This window comes from Ciceribacter sp. L1K23, assembly GCF_018122705.1.
Taxonomy (GTDB): Bacteria; Pseudomonadota; Alphaproteobacteria; order Rhizobiales; family Rhizobiaceae; genus Allorhizobium.
Window position 1 is genome coordinate 2218636 of record NZ_JAGRRC010000001.1, and the last position, 17550, is coordinate 2236185.

Below are 17550 nucleotides of genomic sequence, written 5' to 3' on the forward strand. Positions count from 1 at the left end.
CCCTTTTCCATGAAGAAGGTGACCCATGCACAAACATTTCCTCGCCTCCGTCGCTCTTTTCGTCCTCTCCACCAGCCCCGCGCTTGCAGAAGAAAAGGTCTTTACCGCCAAGCTTGTCAGCCACGCCATCCTGCCGGCCAACACAATTATCCCGGCACCCGCCGATGCGCCGGAACACCTGAAGACCTCGGCGAAATTCACGACCGCTGACCGCAAGCGGGCTGAAGGTCTCGGCACCGTACCAGGCAAGGACGGCGTGCGTCCGACCGGGCTTTCCATGCCGTTCGACGGCCAAGCCATGCAGGGCTTCTCCGGCATCAAGACCATGGAGGACGGCACGTTCTGGAGCCTCTCCGACAACGGCTTCGGTTCGAAGATCAACTCGTCCGACTCGATGCTGATGCTGCATCATGTGAAGTTCGACTGGGAGGCCGGTAAGGTAGAAGTCCTGGAGACCCTGTTCCTCTCCGATCCCGACAAGAAGGCGCCCTTCCCGATCGTGATGGAAGGTGCTGAGCAGCGCTATCTGACGGGTGCGGATTTCGACGTGGAATCGATTCAACCCGTTGCTGACGGTTTCTGGATCGGCGAAGAGTTCGGCCCTTACCTCCTGAAATTCAGCCCCGACGGCAAATTGACGGACGTGATCGCCACGAAGGCCGGTGAAATCGACGTCGAGTCGCCCGATAATCCGACCCTCGTTGTTCCCGCCAACCCGACCGCAAAGATGCCGGTCTTCAACCTCAAGCGTTCGGGCGGCTATGAAGGCCTCGCCATGTCGAAGGACGGCAGCAAGCTCTATGGCATGCTGGAAGGTCCGCTCTATCTCGAGGACGGTTCGGTCGAGAAGGCCGACAGCCTGACGGCGCTGCGCGTCATCGAGTTTGACGTGGCTTCGAAAACCTGGACCGGCAAGAGCTGGCTCTATCCGCTCTCCGAAGGCGGCGAAGCGATTGGCGACTTCAACATGATCGACGAAACGACGGCCCTCGTCATCGAGCGCGACAACGGCGCCGGCACGGCCGACAAGGCCTGCGCCGACCCGAAGGCACCGGCCGCCGACTGCTTTGCGGTTCCGGCCAAGCACAAGCGGATATACAAGATCGAGATGACAGACGAGAACGCCGGCAAGGCGGTGCGCAAGATCGGCTACATCGATCTTATGAAGATCGACGACCCCGACAACAAAAAGCGTCAGGGCGGCGGCGAAGGCTTCTACGACATGCCCTTCGTCACCATCGAGAATGTCGACGTAATCGATCCGACACACATCGTCGTCGGTAACGACAACAACCTGCCCTTCTCGGCCGGCCGCGCGCTGGACAAGGCCGACGACAACGAGTTCGTCCTGCTCGAAGTCGGCGAGTTCCTGTCGGCGAAGTAAAAAACGGAACGACCCGCGACCGGAAAGGTCGCGGGCCACGTCCTCAAGCGATGAAGAAATCGCCGTCGAAGGTCAGGTTTATAGGCGGTTGTGCAGCGACATCGCTGACGTTAACGGACTGCGCGCCAGTGGCCTGCTCGGAATAGATCTTGTAGTCCTCGGTCCAGTCAATCTTGTTTTGATCGAAGGGATTCAGCGTTAACCAGGCCGAGTTGCCGGCTGCATCGCCGCTGACCGGCTTTGCAATCACCAGCTTCTGGCCGCCCCCGATCGTCTGGATAATATCCCCCGAGAACTCGATATCGAGCTTGTATTCCGTCATATAAAAATCCTTTCTGAATTCCGATGAGCCGCACATTAGTTCCACGCGACGGACACACAACGTCCGTTTCTGGGCCTAAGCGGGCCGATCCGCACTCGGTTAACACGAGCTAAACTTTGCCCGGCTTTCGCATCAACAGGCCTTGCAGGGGATCACTCTGTCGGTGACATTGCCGCCGGATAGCAGGGAGAGCTCAGTGGTAGAACGCAATGGTAAATGGGCCCTGGTAACAGGCGCCACCGGCGGTTTGGGTCGAGCGTTTTGCGCCGGACTTGCGCAGCGAGGCTACAATCTGCTGCTCACCGCTCGGAACAAGGATGCCCTTGCAGCGCTGGAAGGCGAGCTGAGCAGCACCTTCCACATCGAGGTGGCGAGCGAGGCGTTTGAACTCGGAGAAGTCGGCGCTGGCGCACGGTTGCACGCCGCCATCAAGCAGCGTGGCATTGCCATCGACACACTCATCAACAACGCGGGCTTCGGCATCCATGGGCGTTTCATAAAACAGCCGACCGAGCGGGAAGCCGCCATGATCGACGTCAACGTGCGTGCCTTGACGGAACTCACGCACGTATTTGCAAAGGATATGGCCGAACGCGGCGGCGGTCGCATCCTGCTCGTCGCCAGCACCGCCGCCTATCAACCCATCCCCGGCTACGCGGTCTACGCAGCGACCAAGTCCTATGTCCTGTCGCTCGGCTATGCCCTGCACGAGGAATTGCGCCGCAAGAAGGTCGTGGTCACGGTGCTCTGCCCCGGTCCAACCGAGACGCATTTCTGGTCGCGGGCCAAGCACAGGCTCAATCCGACGACTGCCCGCATGCTGATGCAGCCCGGACCGGTGGCAGAGATTGGACTCACGGCGCTGGATCGCGGACGCCACAATGTCGTCGCCGGACCGTTCAACAAGATGATCGCCCTCGTCTCCAGGCTACTTCCACGTGCCGTGCTGGCAAAGGGCGCCGAGGCCTTCATGAGCCGAGCGAGCGGTGACCCGGCTGACTGAAAACGTCTTTCTCGCCTTTTCGTGAGGCTACATCGAAGGAAATCCCGTCTGCGGGCCCGGATTAGGTCGAGACGATAAAGGCGCTGGCGTCGGTCGAAGCAGATATCGATACCACCCGGCCATCGGCGCTCATCGAAACCGCGCCGAGGGCCACCTGACGCAGAGCCTCCGGATAGAGGCGATGCTCGACCGTCAATACGCGGGCAGCCAGCGCGTCGGCGGTGTCGCTCGGAAGAACAGGAACCGCCGCCTGACCTATCACCGGCCCTTCGTCCATGCCTGGCGTCACGAAATGCACGGTGCAACCACTCACGCGCATACCCGCTTCGATCGCCCGCGCGTGGGTGTGGAGGCCGGGGAAGAGCGGAAGAAGCGACGGATGGATGTTGAGGATACGGCCGTCGTAGGCCCGAATGAAGTCCGCCGACAATAGCCGCATGTAACCGGCGAGGCAGATCAGGTCGGGTGCAAGTTCAGTGAGCTTGGCAAGTATTGCCGCCTCATGCTCCGCCTTGCCGGCGTAAGCCTTGCGCTCGAAATGGAAGGTCGCGACGCCTTCTGCGGCAGCCTTGGCAAGCCCGCCCGCTTCCGCCTTGTCTGCGATGACAGCGATAATTTCTGCGGGAAAATCAGGTGCGCGCGTCGCGGCCAGCAGCGCCATCATGTTGGAGCCGCTGCCCGAGATGAAGACGACGACGCGCTTGCGGATCATAGGGCGAGTTCACCCGTGTAAACGGTTCCAGATGCGCCTTCGCCACGCTCGAGCATGCGGCCGAGCGTGAAAACGGTTTCGCCTTCCGCAGACAGAACCGCCGATACGCGATCGGCTTCAGAAGCAGGAACGACGACGATCATGCCGACGCCGCAGTTGAAGGTGCGCAGCATCTCGTTGCGGGCGACGCCGCCGGTCTTGGCGAGCCAGGAAAACACGGCCGGGACCTTGATCGACGAAAGATCAATTTCGGCGGCGAGGTGCTTTGGCAGGACACGCGGGATGTTTTCCGGGAAGCCGCCGCCGGTGATGTGGGCGAGCGCCTTCAGCGCGCCGGTCTCGCGGATCGCCTTCAGGAGCGGCTTGACGTAGATGCGGGTCGGGGTCAGCAAAGCCGCACCAAGCGACTTTCCCTCGGCGAAGGGTGCCGGGGCATCCCAGCCGAGGCCGGAGAGCCCGACGATCTTGCGCACGAGCGAAAAACCGTTGGAATGGACGCCTGACGAGGAGAGACCGAGGATCACGTCACCTGCGGCGATATCGCCAGTGGGAAGGAGTTGCCCCCGTTCGGCGGCGCCCACGGCAAACCCCGCAAGGTCGTAGTCGCCGGATGAATACATGCCCGGCATTTCGGCGGTTTCTCCCCCGATCAGCGCGCAGCCCGCCTCGCGGCAGCCGGCGGCAATGCCCTCGACGATCGCCGCACCCTGTTCCGGGTCCAGCTTGCCGGTGGCGAAGTAGTCCAGGAAGAGAAGCGGCTCCGCGCCCTGAACCACGAGATCGTTGACGCACATGGCGACGAGGTCGATGCCGACAGTATCGTGAATATTGGCGTCGATCGCGATCTTCAGCTTGGTGCCGACGCCATCGTTGGCGGCAACGAGGATCGGATCCTTGAAGCCTGCGGCCTTGAGATCAAAGAGTCCGCCGAAGCCGCCAATCTCTCCATCGGCACCTGGGCGACGGGTGGAGCGCACGGCGGGCTTGATCTTCTCAACCAGCAGGTTTCCGGCATCGATGTCGACCCCGGCGTCGCTGTAGGTCAGGCCGTTGCGGTCTTGCTGGTTCATATCAGCTCTCCATGGCTGGGTATTTTTGCGGCTCGCCATTACATGACGCGTGCAAGGATGCAAGACCGGCGCCGGAAAAGCGACCGTTTTGGACGCTAATTCCGAATGTCCGTAGCTTTACTCCCCAGTATCCAATGTCAGCCACTCCGGCCAGCATTGGACCAGCGCCGCGCTTGACCGGCCCGAGTCCGCTGCCGTATTCGTCAGTCAACAAAGGCTTCGTCGTACCCGGCTCCCGTTTTCGGACCAGAGGAAGAGAAAATGTCACACATCAGCGCTTCCGGCCTGCGCCGCCAGTTCCTGTTCTGGCTCGGCGTGCTGGCAGTTTTCATTCTATTCCTGATGGTGTTCCGGACAATCCTGCTGCCCTTCGTCGCCGGGATGGCCCTTGCCTATTTCCTCGATCCGGTGGCCGACTGGCTGGAACGCAGGGGCCTCAACCGGCTGATGGCAACGATCGTGATCCTGGTCAGCTTCGTCGTCGTCTTCGTGCTGTCGCTGATGCTGATCATCCCGCTCCTGGCCTCACAGCTCAATGACTTCATCCAGCGGGTTCCGGACTATGTGACGCAACTCCAGAACCTGGTCGCACAATCCAATGCAGCCTGGCTGCCCGACTGGGTGGATGGGCAGATGGATACGATAAAGTCAAACTTCTCGCGCTATCTTTCGGAGGGCATCGGCTTCGTTGGCACACTGCTGTCGCAGATCTGGAGTTCCGGCAAGGCGATCGTCGACATCGCCTCGCTGCTTGTGGTCACCCCGGTCGTGGCCTTCTACATGCTTCTCGACTGGGACCGCATGATCGCCAAGGTCGATAGCTGGGTACCGCGTCGCTACCTCGGCGATGTCCGTGAGATCGCGACCGAGATGGACAATGCGATCGCCGGCTTCGTGCGCGGGCAAGGCTCGCTGTGCCTGATCCAGGCCATCTATTACGGCATCGGCCTATCGCTGATCGGTCTCAACTTCGGCCTGCTGATCGGGCTCTTCACAGGTTTCATCAGCTTCATCCCGTATGTCGGCTCGACCGTTGGCCTTTTGCTCGCCGTTGGCGTGGCGCTGGTTCAATACGGGGCAGACTGGGTGCAGGTCGGCATCGTGGCCGCCTTCTTCTTTTCCGGGCAGTTCATCGAAGGCAATATCCTGCAACCCAAGCTCATCGGTTCCAGCGTCGGACTGCACCCCGTCTGGCTGATGTTCGCCCTTTTTGCCTTCGGCGCCCTGTTCGGCTTCGTCGGCGTCCTGATCGCCGTACCGGCTGCGGCGGCGATCGGTGTTCTTGTCCGCTTCGCGCTGCGCCGGTATCTTGAAAGTGATCTCTACGAGAACGAACGGTCGTCGACAGTGATCACATCGACGGACCGTCTGCCCGAGGCGTAAATGAGTGAGTTGAAAAAGCTGGCATCGCGACGGCGAAAGGCCGAGCAACTGCCGCTCGCCCTTGCCTATCCGCCGTCGTCGGGGCGTGACGACCTATTGGTGTCGGAACGCATGGAAGCCGCCGTCGGTCTTATCGATCGCTGGCCGGACTGGCCTTCGCCGGTGGTCATTATCACCGGGCCGCCAAGCTCTGGAAAATCACATCTGGCGGCCATATGGCGGGATGCGAGCGGCGCCACAGATATCGACGCCCGGGAAAACGGCCAGGCGTCGCTGATTGCAGCCGCAGGGCCTGTGATACTGGAAGACGCGGACCGCCGCGAGTTCAGTGAGACGGAACTGTTCCATGTGATCAACAGCGTTCGCCAGAACTCGACGTCTCTGCTGATGACTGCAAGAACCTGGCCGCTGGCCTGGCCGGTTTCGCTCCCCGATCTCAAGTCCCGCCTGCGCGCGGCGACGATGATCGAGATCGGCGAGCCTGATGAGGAACACCTGTCGCAACTGATCGTAAAGCTCTTCGCAGACCGCCAGCTTCATGTGGACGACAAGATCGTCGCCTATATCATGACCCGGATCGAACGGTCTTTCAGCGCCGCGCAAATGGTGGTGGAGAACATCGACAGGCTCGCACTTTCGCGGCGCGCGAAGGTGTCGAAGTCACTCGCCGGGGAGGCCATAGAAGGCATTTTAGCGCAATCTTCACAACAGGATGAGCTGTCACAGTAACGTCGTGAATTTGTTATAATTGCCGAAAGCGTTGAGAGAACGAGGGGGCGAAGCATGGATACGGGCGCAATCGAGGGGCAGCCGACCAACGGTATCGACGCGGCCGCGCCCGAGGATCTGATGAACAGCCCGGAGCGCTTCATCAACCGGGAATTCTCCTGGCTCCAGTTCAACCGACGGGTTCTCGAAGAAACACTGAACACCGCCCACCCCCTGCTTGAGCGCGTCCGGTTCCTGTCGATTTCGGCGACAAACCTCGATGAATTCTTCATGGTGCGCGTCGCCGGTCTCGAAGGACAGGTCCGGCAGGGCATCGTTGTCCGAAGCCCTGACGGCAAGACGCCGGCGGAACAGCTCGAGGAAATCCTGAAGGAAATCGACAACCTGCAGATGGAGCAGCAGGCTTCTCTGGCGGTTCTTCAGCAATATCTGGCCCGGGAGGATATCCTGATCGTCCGGCCGGCCGCATTGTCGGCCGAGGATCGTCAGTGGCTGGAAAACGAATTCGAAGAGGCGATCTTTCCTGTCCTCACGCCGTTGTCCATCGATCCTGCGCATCCCTTCCCCTTCATCCCGAACCTCGGCTTCTCGATGGGGCTGCAGCTGGAAAGCAAACGTACGCGCGAGCCGATGACGGCGCTGCTGCGATTGCCGCCCACACTCGACCGTTTCATCCGCCTGCCGGACGACAAGAACGCGATTCGCTACATCACGCTCGAAGACGCCGTCGGCATGTTCATCCACCGGCTCTATCCCGGTTACGAGGTCACCGGCTTCGGCACGTTCCGCATCATCCGCGACAGCGATATCGAGGTGGAGGAAGAGGCAGAGGATCTGGTCCGCTTCTTCGAAACGGCCCTGAAGCGCAGGCGACGCGGCTCCGTGATCAGGATAGAGACCGACTCGGAAATGCCCGCCGCCCTCAGACAATTCGTGGTCCATGAACTGGGCGTGCCGGACAACCGCGTTGCGGTTCTACCCGGACTGCTGGCACTTAACACCATCTCGGAAATCACCAAGGCGCCGCGCGACGATTTGCGTTTCGAACCTTACAATGCCCGTTTCCCCGAACGCGTGCGCGAGCATGCCGGCGACTGCCTGGCGGCGATCCGTGAAAAGGACATGGTGGTCCACCACCCTTACGAAAGTTTCGACGTCGTCGTGCAGTTCCTGCTGCAGGCAGCCCGCGATCCGGACGTTCTGGCGATCAAGCAGACACTCTACCGCACCTCCAATGACAGCCCGATCGTCCGGGCTCTGATCGATGCTGCCGAAGCGGGGAAATCGGTGACGGCGCTGGTCGAACTGAAAGCCCGCTTCGATGAAGAGGCCAACATCCGTTGGGCGCGCGACCTCGAGCGCGCCGGCGTGCAGGTCGTGTTCGGCTTCATCGAACTCAAGACACATGCCAAGATGTCGATGGTGGTGCGTCGGGAAGACGGCAAGCTCAGGACCTATTGCCACCTCGGGACGGGCAACTACCACCCGATCACCGCCAAGATCTATACCGACCTGTCGTTCTTCACCTGCAATCCGAAGATTGCTCACGACATGGCGAACATCTTCAACTTCATCACGGGCTACGGCGAGCCCGAGGAAAGCATGAAGCTTGCAGTGTCACCCTACACCCTTCGTCCGCGCATTCTCAGGCATATCGGCGAGGAAATCGAGCACGCGAAAGCGGGACGGCCGGCTGCCATCTGGATGAAGATGAATTCGCTCGTCGATCCGGAAATCATCGATGCGCTTTACAATGCCAGCCGCGCGGGCGTCGAGGTCGATCTGGTGATCCGCGGCATATGCTGCCTGAGACCCCGGGTGCCCGGTCTGTCGGACAATATCCGGGTGAAGTCGATCGTCGGCCGCTTCCTGGAGCACAGCCGCATTTTCTGCTTCGGCAACGGCCATGGTTTGCCGTCGGAGAAGGCCCTCGTCTACATTGGCTCTGCCGACATGATGCCGCGAAATCTCGATCGTCGCGTGGAAACGCTCGTTCCGCTGGTCAATCCGACAGTGCATGAGCAGGTGCTTTCACAGATCATGCTTGGCAATCTGATTGACAACCAACAAAGCTACGAGATATTGGCCGACGGCACCTCCCGCAGGATGGACGTGCGGCAAGGCGAAGAACCTTTCAATGCGCAGCAATATTTCATGACCAATCCGAGCCTCTCGGGCCGCGGCGAAGCCTTGAAATCGAGCGCGCCAAAGCTGATCGCCGGAGTGATTTCCGGTCGGAAACGATAACTGGACATTCATGACAAGATCTGAAGCACAGGGGCGCCTTCCCGGAATTGCTCCTGTCTCCGTCGTCGACATCGGATCGAACTCGATCCGCCTCGTGGTTTACGAGGGACTGTCGCGAGCGCCAACCGTCCTTTTCAACGAAAAGGTTCTCTGCGGGCTCGGCAAGGGTCTCGCCGGAAGCGGACGCATGGACGAAGACGGGGTGGAGCGAGCACTGGCGGCCTTGCGCCGTTTTACCGCGCTCTCCCGTCAGGCGCAGGCGACGGCGATGTACGTGCTTGCAACCGCCGCAGCCCGCGAAGCCAGCAACGGTCCAGCCTTCATCGAAGAAGCGGAGCGCATCCTTGGGCAGAAGGTTCTGGTTCTCAGTGGCGAACAGGAAGCACTTTATTCCGCGCTCGGCGTGATCAGCGGCTTTCATGAGCCCGATGGTATCGCCGGAGATCTGGGCGGCGGTTCGCTCGAACTGATCGACATCCAAGGCTCCAGCGTCGGCAAGGGCATCACCCTGCCGCTGGGCGGGCTGAGACTTTCCGAAAGCGCCGCGGGCGCCTTGCCCAAGGCCCAGGAACTCGCTCGCAGACTGATCGTCAAAGCTCAATTGCTGCAACGGGGGAAGGACCGGACCTTCTATGCGGTCGGTGGAACCTGGCGCAATATCGCCAAACTGCACATGGAGATGCGCGGATATCCGCTGCACATGATGCAGGGGTACGAGTTGTCCTACGATGAAATTGTCAGGTTTCTCGGTGACATCATTTCCGGCGCCAATGCCAAGGATCCCGCCTGGTCGACGATCTCGAAGAACCGCCGCGCGCTCATCCCCTTCGGTGCTGTGGCCATGCGGGAAGTGCTGGTCGCCATGAGGCCCAGAAATGTCTGCTTCTCGGCGCAGGGCGTGCGCGAAGGCTATCTCTATTCGCTGCTCTCGGACCAGGACAAGGCGCTCGATCCGCTCCTGACGGCAGCCGACGAACTCGCAATTCTGAGGGCGCGTTCGCCGGAACATGCACGTGAACTGGCCGACTGGACAGGACGGATGATGCCGTTCTTCGGGGTCACAGAGACCGAGGAAGAGGCCCGATATCGCCGGGCCGCATGCCTGCTTGCCGATATCAGCTGGCGCGCGCATCCGGACTACAGAGGATTGCAGGCGCTCAACATCATTGCGCATTCCTCGCTCGTCGGCATTACCCATCCGGGTCGAGCCTTCATCGGACTGACGAACTACTATCGCTTCGAAGGCCTATACGATGACGGACGGACCGGGCCACTCGCGGCGATCGCCACAGAACCGCTTCTGGAGCGCGCGAAACTGCTCGGCGGGTTGCTGAGGGTCGTCTATCTCTTTTCCGCCTCGATGCCGGGCATCATCAACAAATTGACGTTCGCGCAAAGCACCGCAGCCGATACGGATCTCGAATTCGTCGTTCCGGTGATCCATCAGGATCTCGCAGGCGAACGTCTGGACGGGAGATTACAGCAACTGGCGAAACTCACCGGCAAGCGCTTGGCCTTCCGGTTCGAATAGTCTGAAATTTCAGCCGTTTTCCGCCAATTAATCGAATTGCGACCAGATATGGTCGAGGAACCGCCCAGTTCTGGACGATGCTGACGGTTGGCAAAGCCTTCACCTTGAGTAGGTTCACCCCGAATTCACGGTGAACAAGGGGGCGTTCCTAGATGAGCATTTTTCGTACCGGCCTGCTTGCAGGCGCACTGGCTGCATGTCCAGCGCTGGCTTTCGCTGAAGACGCATTCGGCCCCGACTTTTCAATCTACGGCGGATACGGCCTTGCCAACATCAAGGCCGACGAACTCGTCTACGATGGCGGATCGAAGCTCAGCGAACTCAACTGGGAAAGCAAATGGGTTTCGATCTTCACTCTTGGCCTAGAAGCAGAGCTGGACAAGGATTGGACGATCCGAGGCGACCTTGATATCGGTACGGGCGGCGACGGGCACATGGTCGACTACGACTGGCTGGTGGTTCCCGACGAATGGAGCGACCGTTCGATTCATCCGGATACCCGTCTCGACCATTACTTCAGCGCCAATATCCAGATCGATCGTGAGGTCTTCAAGGACGACGCCTCTGCCGTGAGCATCGGCGCCGGCTTCACCTACAGCGACGTCAAATGGACGGCCTATGGTGGCTCCTACATCTACAGCTACAAGGGATTCCGCGACGACGTCGGCAATTTCCCAGACGGCGAAAAGGGCATCAGTTACCAACAGAAGGTGCCGGTCGGCTACCTGGCTGTCAGCGGCGAGCACAAGGTTGGCCAGTTTACCTTCAGCGGTGGCCTGCGCGGTGGCGTCAGCTTCGGCATCGAGGACATCGACGATCACTGGGCGCGCGACCTGCGCTTCTATGACAGCATGGACATGGCTCCCATGCTCGGCGCATCCGTAACCGCCAATTACGCCCTGACGCAGAGCGCATCGCTCTACCTGACGGGCTCCTGGGACAAGGTCTTCCATTCCTACGGTGATGTGAAGATCGTGGACACGACCGGCGGCTCCGCCGACATGTATTTTGAGGACGGTGCGGGCGCCACCTTCGAGGCCATGTCGATCTCGTTCGGCCTCAAAGGCACATTCTGAAAAGGGCGGATCGCGCACAAGCATCCGCAGAACCCCGGCGAGCGACTTTCGGGTCGCTCGCGAGGCCACGGTCACGATTGCGGCCGTGGCCTCACTCTTTTCTACGAAGGGCAAGCCACTGCAGGAGCATGATGGTTTTGCCGTCGACGATGTCGCCGCTTTCGATCATCGCGAAGGCATCAGCGACTGGAACCTCCAGAACTTCCAGATCCTCGTGTTCCGTTGCATGGCCACCGCCTGCGGATACCTTCATGTCGGGGGTCACGGCCGCGTGGAAGAAGTGAACCTTTTCCGCGAAAGCGCCCGGCGACATGTACGCCGAAAAGAGCTCGCGGAATTCACCCACCTGATACCCGGTTTCCTCCAGAATCTCTCGGCGGATCGCCTCGGCGGGATCCTCACCGGCTTCAAGCCCGCCAGCGGGCACCTCCAGGAGGAACGGCCGATCGCCTTTCAGATAAGCGGGCACACGAAACTGGCGGACCAGTACGACAAAGTCGCGGCCCTCGTCATGCAGCAGGACGCAGGCCGCCTCGCCCCGATCAAGGACTTCCCAAGTCAGTCGGCTCGTCTCACCCTCGTCGCTTGTGTAATCGAAAGTGAGACGACGGAGATGGCTCCAGCCTTTCCAGAGCGTCTCGTCCAAGACGACGGCGATCTTCGTACGATCGAATTTGGTCATGAACCGAGGCGCTCCAGCCAGACGCGGTTGTCGTGGAAAGCCGCACCACCGTGCGGAGCCACGGCGTCGCCGCCGGTCAAAACGTTTATCCCCTCGCCATCAAGATGTGCCGAGTTCGGCCAAAGCCCCTCGGCCACCAAGACACCTAGCTTGACGGCGTCGGTCACTTTGGCATGAATTCGAAGGTCGCCTCTCAGGTTTCCGATCCGGACGATGTCGCCGGTTCCGATCCCGAGCAGGGCGGCATCCTCAGCGCTGATCATCACCTCCGGCCTGCCCTCCTTCTGACGCGATGTCGGGGTCTCTGCGAAGGTCGAATTCAGGAAATTGCGGGCCGGCGACGTGGCCAGCCGGAACGGATGGGTACTATCCGGCAACTCTATGGTCTCGATGTAATCCGGAAACACGGGAAGCTCTGCGACGGGTCCCTGAACCCCCATCGAGGCCGGGGGCTTGTTTGGCGCACGGCCATTCTCCCAGTCCGGCTTGAAGCGGAAGCGGCCTCCGGCGTGTCCGAAGCCGTCGAGATAATGCGCTTCCCGGAACGGCGGCTGGCAGTCGATCCAGCGGTCGACCAGAAGTTCGTCGTATCCCGGCAACCCGTTCGGCTTCAGCATCAGGTCGATGTGTTCACGCTCCGTGAGACCGAAACCCGGACGGTCGGCGACACCGAGACGCTTTGCCAGTTCCTCGATGACGAAGAGGTTCGTCCGGACGGTTGATGGGGGCTCGACGAGTTTCGGGCCGAGCAGTATGTGGCTGTGGCCGCCGCCGCGATAGAGATCGTCATGCTCGACGAACATGGTTGCCGGCAGAACGATGTCCGCCAGTAACGCGGTATCGGTCATGAATTGCTCATGCACGGCAACGAAGAGATCGTCCCGTAGAAAACCCTGCTTCACGAGCCTTTGCTCCGGAGCCACGTTGACCGGGTTCGTGTTCTGGATCAGCAAGGCGGTGACCGGACCGCGATGACGAAGTGCCTGCGCATCGCCGGTCAGCACACGGCCGATCTGCGACTGATCCAGCATGCGGATGTCCTGATCGGCATAGGCCGTCCCCAACAGTTCCGCCTTGTTCAGCCTGAAGATCTCGCCGTTGTTGTGGAAGGCGCCGCCGCCTTCGTACTGCCAGGACCCAAGCACGGTGGCGATCGACAAGGCCGCGTGCATGGACACCGCGCCATTGCGGCTGCGCGTGAAGCCATAACCGAGGCGGAAGAAGGTCTTCTTCGTCGTACCCACAAGGCGGGCGAACGCCTCGATCTCGTCCACCGACAGCCCGGTGACCGCGGCCGCCCATTCCGGGGTTCTGGCCGCCAGGTGCTGTTCGAGACCGGCCGGATCGTCCGCATATTTCTCCATATAGGCCCGATCGGCGTAGCCGTCGCGAAAGGCGATGTGCATGACGGCACATGCAAGCGCCGCATCCGTGCCTGGGCGGACAATCAGACCCATATCGGCCTGCTTTATCGTCGGATTATCGTAGATATCGATGACGACGATCTTCGCACCGCGGTCCTTTCTCGCCTTGACCGCGTGGGTCATCACGTTGACCTGGGTCGAGACAGGGTTGGTGCCCCAGATCACGACGCAGTCCGAAACGGCCATCTCGCGCGGATCGGGGCCGCGCAGGGCCCCTGTTCCCATCACGTAGCCGGTCCAGGCCATGTTGGTGCAGATCGAACCGAAAAAACCGGAATAACGCTTGGCATGGCGAAGACGCTCGATCGAGTCACGCTGGACCTGCCCCATGGTGCCGGCGTAGAAATACGGCCAGACGGCCTCTGAGCCATGCATCTGTTCGGCCTTGACGAACGCGTCGGCGATCTCGTCGAGCGCGGCCTCCCAGGATATATCCTGCCAGTCGCCGGCGCCCTTCGCACCTTTCCGCCGTTTCGGAACCAACAACCGGTCGGGATGATAGAGGCGCTCGGCATAGCGGGCGACCTTGGCGCAGATCACGCCGGCGGTGTAGGTATTGTCGGCGCTGCCCCTCACCCTGCCCATGCGGCCGTCCGCGCCGATATCGACATCGAGGGCGCAGGCCGATGGACAGTCGTGCGGACAGACCGTATGACCGATGGAAGCGGAGCGTGGGGGTGTGGCGATGTTCATGCCTTTTCTATAGGACATGCGCCGCACGCCCAAAAGGCCCGTTGAGACAAATCATCCATCGGCAGGAACGGTCATGAACTACCGCCACATCTACCACGCGGGCAATTTCGCCGATGTCCTCAAGCACGCCGTTCTGGCCCGGCTAATCGCTTATCTGCAGCAGAAGGACAAAGCCTTTCGGGTTCTCGACACTCATGCGGGTATCGGGCTTTACGATCTTTCGTCCGAGGAGGCGCAGAAGACCGGCGAATGGATCGACGGCATCGGACGCCTGATGAAGGCTGACCTGTCGGAAAAGGCCAGCGCGCTGCTCGCTCCCTATCTGGATGCCGTGCGGGGCTTGAATGCCGATGGCGAGATCCGTCGCTATCCCGGTTCGCCGAAGCTTGCCCGCATGCTCTTTCGGTCGCAGGATCGACTGTCTGCCATGGAACTCCACCCACAGGATTACCGCATTCTCTCCCGGCTGTTCGAGGGCGACTTCCAGGTGCGCGTCACAGAGCTTGACGGCTGGCTGGCGCTCGGTGCTCATCTGCCGCCGAAGGAGAAGCGTGGAATCGTTCTCGTCGATCCGCCGTTCGAGGCCGAGAACGAATACGAGCGATTGGTGGACGGTCTTGCGAAGGCCTACCGACGGTTTCCGACGGGCGTCTACTGCCTGTGGTATCCGATCAAGAAAGGTGCACCGATCGCGCCGTTCCACGAGGCTCTAAAGGCGCTTGAGATTCCGAAGATGCTCTGTGCAGAACTTTCGATCAAGAGCGACCGCGACACGACGGGTCTTTCGGGCTCCGGTCTGATCGTTGTCAACCCACCCTTCACCCTAAAGGACGAACTGCATCTGCTCCTGCCCGAACTGAAGGCCGTGCTAGCGCAAGATCGCTACGCCTCGCAACGCTGTTTCTGGCTGCGCGGGGAATGACGCTCTAATTTTTCGAAACGTCGTCCGACTGCGTCTTTTTCTTTAGCCGGAATTGCGAGTGCTCGAAAAATCCTATAACTCCGAGCGCCATTGCAAACGGTATGATCAGGTAAAACAGACGGAACACCAAGAGTGCAGCGATCACGTCGGCGGGGTCCATATCCGGCAGGCCCATGATGAAAATCAGCTCGAGAACGCCGAGCCCTCCGGGCACATGGCTGATCAACGCCGCCGAGAAGGACACCAGGAATATCCCCAAAACGATGACGAAACCAGGATTCCCGGCCTCCGGCAAAGCAAAATAGATGATTCCGGCGGCGCCGATCAATTCCAGCGGCCCGATCAGGAGTTGGGACAGTATGATGCGCGGCGCCGGATATGCCATCCTAACAGGACCGAGCGTCAACGTCCTGACCTTCAGAAAGCTGCCCACGAAGTAGATGGCGACGAGCGTCAGCAGCCCGTAACCTGTCGCCGCAGTGGCCCGCAATGGAAGAGCGTCGCCGAAACGCTCCATGATCGACGGATCGACGATCAGCACCACGCCGGCAAGGAGGATGGTTCCGAGAGCAAACGTGAAGGAACAGAAGGCAATCAGAATGCCGATTTCAGCGCCGTTCAACCCCTTCGACGAATAGGCCCGGTAGCGGACGACGCCACCTGAAAGAACCGATGCCCCCACGTTATGGGAGAGCGCGTACGTGGTGAAGGAGCAGACGGTTATGAAAAGCCAGTTCACATGCCTGTCCAGATGGGTCAGGGCTATCCGGTCATATCCGGCGAGGGCCATATAGGATATCACCGCGGACACCCCACACAGGAACCAGCCTCCCGGCGTGATGGCCCCGAGGCTGTCGCCCAGTTCCCCGACCGATAATCCCCGCAATTCCTTGTAGAGAAGCCAACCTGAAACCGCTATGGTCGCCGTCGCCACGGCGGGCCAAAGGTATTTTTTGAATCCCATGCGTCTTGCCGTTCTTGTCTCCCCGCGACCTTGACTTCCTCGGGGGGCCGCGTTCGAAGCATCACCTTAGAGGTCCTGCCCTTGAGCGATCAACCTTTGCGGCGCCTAATTGCGACACTTGCGACATTTTTCGTCTTCCTGTTTCCGGTGAGGGCTGACCAACACCGAGAGGACCTGTTCGATTTCTTCGTGCTCTCGCTGTCATGGTCGCCGACGTACTGCCTGTCGGAGGAAGGACAGAACAACAGGCAGCAATGCGGGCTGACCAAACGGCACGGTTTCGTGGTTCATGGCCTGTGGCCACAGTACGAGCGCGGCTATCCAGAATTCTGCACCAGCCCTCATCCCGGTCGCGTGCCCGACAGCCTCGGACGTCGCTTTTTCGATATCATGCCCAGCATGGGGCTGATCGGCCATCAATGGCGCAAGCACGGAACCTGCTCGGGGCTCAGCCAAGAACAATATCTGGAAACGACGCGTCGGGCTTTCGAAGCCTTAAATCTGCCCGAGAATCTTCTAGGGCAAGGCAGCCACGGCGACGAAATCGGTGCTACAGAAATCGAGGATCTGTTTGTCGCCGCAAATCCCGGGCTTTTGCACGAAGGCATAGCCGTGGCCTGTGATGGTCAGCGGGTCAAGGAAGTCCGGATATGCCTGACCAGCGACCTGCGGTTCCGCGAATGCCATCAGGTCGACACTGCGGGATGCAAGGCAAGCAGCCTCACGCTCCCGCCCATTCGCTAGCTCGCTCGAACAACCCGCAGGGTATACTTATGAAAATGCTCTATTCGCCCAGTTCCCCCTATTCCGCCAAGGTCGTGATGGCGGCATCCTATCTCGGCATTCCGCTAGACCTCATTCAGGTGGCGACGGCCGACGAGCCCTCACTGCTCACGGACGCAAATCCGCTCGGGAAAATTCCAACACTCATTCCCGACGCAGGAGACACGATCTTCGACAGCCGCGCGATCATGCATTTTCTCGATCGGGACTCCGGCCGGAAACTCTACCCGCGCAAAGACAGCAAACGGACCGAGGCCGAGGTTCTGGAGGCGTTGTGCGACGGCATCATGGATAGCCTCGTCGCCATCGTCTACGAACGGCGGTTTCGGCCTGAGGACAAGGTCCATCAGCCGGCGATCGATAAACAATGGCGAAAGGTGACGCGCGGACTGGACTGGCTCGACGCGAACCTCCCAAAGACAGGCAAGACTCTACACGGCGGCCACTTCTCGATGGCTGCGATGATCGGGTATCTTCTCCTGCGTTTTCCCGGGCAATGGGAGGACGGACGGGTGGCGCTTGCCGCATGGACCGGTAAATTCTCGAAGCGGTTCCCTGCGTTTCATGACCTAAAGCCGCGCGCCTGACCGAAAAAAGCCGGGCACAGTGGCCCGGCTTCCTTGTT

General features: G+C 60.5%; 16 protein-coding genes. 10 read left to right on the forward strand and 6 right to left on the reverse strand.

From position 1 onward, the window contains the following. Positions 1 to 25 precede the first annotated feature (25 nt). Positions 26 to 1384 carry an esterase-like activity of phytase family protein gene (locus J5J10_RS10505; protein ID WP_211929829.1) on the forward strand — a complete coding sequence of 453 codons (1359 nt, stop codon included), beginning with the start codon at positions 26 to 28 and terminating at the stop codon, positions 1382 to 1384. 43 nt (positions 1385 to 1427) lie between these two features. Here J5J10_RS10505 and J5J10_RS10510 read toward each other — a convergent pair whose 3' ends face one another. Then, positions 1428 to 1706 carry a hypothetical protein gene (locus tag J5J10_RS10510; RefSeq protein ID WP_211929830.1) on the reverse strand — a complete coding sequence of 93 codons (279 nt, stop codon included), beginning with the start codon at positions 1704 to 1706 and terminating at the stop codon, positions 1428 to 1430. A gap of 196 nt (positions 1707 to 1902) precedes the next feature. Here J5J10_RS10510 and J5J10_RS10515 point away from each other — a divergent pair, with 196 nt between their 5' ends. Continuing rightward, complete coding sequence (locus J5J10_RS10515) at positions 1903 to 2709, forward strand: SDR family oxidoreductase (RefSeq protein WP_211929831.1); 807 nt, start codon at positions 1903 to 1905, stop codon at positions 2707 to 2709. Between the two features lie 61 nt (positions 2710 to 2770). On the opposite strand, the gene purN is transcribed toward J5J10_RS10515, so the two are convergent. Both purN and purM read right to left on the reverse strand, forming a co-directional pair. Next, a complete protein-coding gene (gene purN / locus J5J10_RS10520) occupies positions 2771 to 3421 on the reverse strand; it encodes a phosphoribosylglycinamide formyltransferase (protein ID WP_211929832.1) in 651 nt (216 codons plus the stop codon). Further along, entirely contained in the window at positions 3418 to 4491 is a 1074-nt protein-coding gene (gene purM / locus J5J10_RS10525; RefSeq protein WP_211929833.1) for a phosphoribosylformylglycinamidine cyclo-ligase, read from the reverse strand. The genes purN and purM overlap by 4 nt, the downstream gene beginning before the upstream one ends. 261 nt (positions 4492 to 4752) lie before the next feature. Between purM and J5J10_RS10530 the strand changes: the two genes are divergently transcribed. From J5J10_RS10530 to J5J10_RS10550, 5 genes are all read left to right on the forward strand, one after another. Continuing rightward, entirely contained in the window at positions 4753 to 5874 is a 1122-nt protein-coding gene (locus tag J5J10_RS10530) for an AI-2E family transporter (protein WP_211929834.1), read from the forward strand. Continuing rightward, positions 5875 to 6603 (forward strand): DnaA regulatory inactivator HdaA, encoded by a 729-nt coding sequence (gene hdaA, locus J5J10_RS10535; protein ID WP_208549161.1) that lies wholly within the window; start codon positions 5875 to 5877, stop codon positions 6601 to 6603. Between the two features lie 54 nt (positions 6604 to 6657). Continuing rightward, positions 6658 to 8850: an RNA degradosome polyphosphate kinase gene (locus J5J10_RS10540; RefSeq protein ID WP_211929835.1), complete on the forward strand. Its 2193-nt coding sequence runs from the start codon at positions 6658 to 6660 to the stop codon at positions 8848 to 8850. 10 nt (positions 8851 to 8860) lie between these two features. Beyond that, on the forward strand, positions 8861 to 10381 hold the full coding sequence (ppx, locus tag J5J10_RS10545) for an exopolyphosphatase (RefSeq protein ID WP_211929836.1): 1521 nt from the start codon (positions 8861 to 8863) through the stop codon (positions 10379 to 10381). A 152-nt stretch (positions 10382 to 10533) separates the two neighbouring features. After that, positions 10534 to 11457 (forward strand): omptin family outer membrane protease, encoded by a 924-nt coding sequence (locus J5J10_RS10550; protein WP_211929837.1) that lies wholly within the window; start codon positions 10534 to 10536, stop codon positions 11455 to 11457. Positions 11458 to 11548: 91 nt separating this feature from the next. Here J5J10_RS10550 and J5J10_RS10555 read toward each other — a convergent pair whose 3' ends face one another. After that, positions 11549 to 12139 (reverse strand): NUDIX domain-containing protein, encoded by a 591-nt coding sequence (locus J5J10_RS10555; RefSeq protein ID WP_211929838.1) that lies wholly within the window; start codon positions 12137 to 12139, stop codon positions 11549 to 11551. Next, entirely contained in the window at positions 12136 to 14274 is a 2139-nt protein-coding gene (locus J5J10_RS10560; protein ID WP_249116712.1) for a molybdopterin oxidoreductase family protein, read from the reverse strand. The genes J5J10_RS10555 and J5J10_RS10560 overlap by 4 nt, the downstream gene beginning before the upstream one ends. Positions 14275 to 14329: 55 nt before the next feature. Between J5J10_RS10560 and J5J10_RS10565 the strand changes: the two genes are divergently transcribed. Beyond that, positions 14330 to 15178 (forward strand): 23S rRNA (adenine(2030)-N(6))-methyltransferase RlmJ, encoded by an 849-nt coding sequence (locus tag J5J10_RS10565; protein ID WP_211929839.1) that lies wholly within the window; start codon positions 14330 to 14332, stop codon positions 15176 to 15178. Between the two features lie 4 nt (positions 15179 to 15182). Here the strand turns inward: J5J10_RS10565 and J5J10_RS10570 are convergent, their stop codons facing one another. Next, on the reverse strand, positions 15183 to 16142 hold the full coding sequence (locus J5J10_RS10570; RefSeq protein ID WP_211929840.1) for a lysylphosphatidylglycerol synthase domain-containing protein: 960 nt from the start codon (positions 16140 to 16142) through the stop codon (positions 15183 to 15185). A gap of 81 nt (positions 16143 to 16223) precedes the next feature. Between J5J10_RS10570 and J5J10_RS10575 the strand changes: the two genes are divergently transcribed. Together J5J10_RS10575 and J5J10_RS10580 are read left to right on the forward strand one after the other, a co-directional pair. Beyond that, entirely contained in the window at positions 16224 to 16886 is a 663-nt protein-coding gene (locus tag J5J10_RS10575; protein ID WP_249116713.1) for a ribonuclease, read from the forward strand. A 29-nt stretch (positions 16887 to 16915) separates the two neighbouring features. Then, positions 16916 to 17512: a glutathione S-transferase family protein gene (locus J5J10_RS10580; RefSeq protein ID WP_211929842.1), complete on the forward strand. Its 597-nt coding sequence runs from the start codon at positions 16916 to 16918 to the stop codon at positions 17510 to 17512. Positions 17513 to 17550 lie beyond the last annotated feature (38 nt).

Bases quoted from the DNA above. Each gene is read 5' to 3' on its own strand.
- ppx (WP_211929836.1), top strand. From the start codon at position 8,861: ATGACAAGATCTGAAGCACAGGGGCGCCTTCCCGGAATTGCTCCTGTC.
- J5J10_RS10560 (WP_249116712.1), bottom strand. From the start codon at position 14,274: ATGTCCTATAGAAAAGGCATGAACATCGCCACACCCCCACGCTCCGCT.
- J5J10_RS10550 (WP_211929837.1), top strand. From the start codon at position 10,534: ATGAGCATTTTTCGTACCGGCCTGCTTGCAGGCGCACTGGCTGCATGT.
- purM (WP_211929833.1), bottom strand. From the start codon at position 4,491: ATGAACCAGCAAGACCGCAACGGCCTGACCTACAGCGACGCCGGGGTC.
- J5J10_RS10580 (WP_211929842.1), top strand. From the start codon at position 16,916: ATGAAAATGCTCTATTCGCCCAGTTCCCCCTATTCCGCCAAGGTCGTG.
- J5J10_RS10530 (WP_211929834.1), top strand. From the start codon at position 4,753: ATGTCACACATCAGCGCTTCCGGCCTGCGCCGCCAGTTCCTGTTCTGG.
- hdaA (WP_208549161.1), top strand. From the start codon at position 5,875: ATGAGTGAGTTGAAAAAGCTGGCATCGCGACGGCGAAAGGCCGAGCAA.
- J5J10_RS10565 (WP_211929839.1), top strand. From the start codon at position 14,330: ATGAACTACCGCCACATCTACCACGCGGGCAATTTCGCCGATGTCCTC.
- J5J10_RS10570 (WP_211929840.1), bottom strand. From the start codon at position 16,142: ATGGGATTCAAAAAATACCTTTGGCCCGCCGTGGCGACGGCGACCATA.
- J5J10_RS10505 (WP_211929829.1), top strand. From the start codon at position 26: ATGCACAAACATTTCCTCGCCTCCGTCGCTCTTTTCGTCCTCTCCACC.
- J5J10_RS10555 (WP_211929838.1), bottom strand. From the start codon at position 12,139: ATGACCAAATTCGATCGTACGAAGATCGCCGTCGTCTTGGACGAGACG.
- purN (WP_211929832.1), bottom strand. From the start codon at position 3,421: ATGATCCGCAAGCGCGTCGTCGTCTTCATCTCGGGCAGCGGCTCCAAC.
- J5J10_RS10510 (WP_211929830.1), bottom strand. From the start codon at position 1,706: ATGACGGAATACAAGCTCGATATCGAGTTCTCGGGGGATATTATCCAG.
- J5J10_RS10540 (WP_211929835.1), top strand. From the start codon at position 6,658: ATGGATACGGGCGCAATCGAGGGGCAGCCGACCAACGGTATCGACGCG.